The 250-nt window shown below is 43.2% G+C and carries 1 pseudogene and 1 other annotated feature; the pseudogene reads left to right on the forward strand.

Going from position 1 to position 250, the window contains the following annotated elements:
- Positions 1 to 250, forward strand: a pseudogene (locus AAEY87_RS14255) (IS3 family transposase); the annotation flags it as partial.
- Positions 150 to 250: a sequence feature (AL1L pseudoknot), on the forward strand. This feature is flagged as partial in the annotation. (Overlaps the previous pseudogene by 101 nt.)

The raw sequence follows: 250 nt of genomic DNA on the forward strand, positions 1-250 counted from the left end.
CCTGAGACCCTACGATCATGGCATAAAAAGCACATTGATAAAACCATTCCTGCAAACATTCAAGCTCAAAGCCAAGCGGAGCGTATCAAAGAGCTTGAACGTGAGAACAGAGAGTTAAAGCAAGCCAATGAGATTATAAAGAAAGCTGCCGCTTTTTTCGCCCAGGCGGAGCTCGACCGCAAACCCAAGTAATGGTTGATTTTATTGAAGATCATAAACAACAATATGGAGTCGAGCCAATCTGTAGAGT

The sequence above is a fragment of the Psychrobacter sp. S1-30-MNA-CIBAN-0213 genome, from assembly GCF_040309845.1.
GTDB lineage: Bacteria > Pseudomonadota > Gammaproteobacteria > Pseudomonadales > Moraxellaceae > Psychrobacter.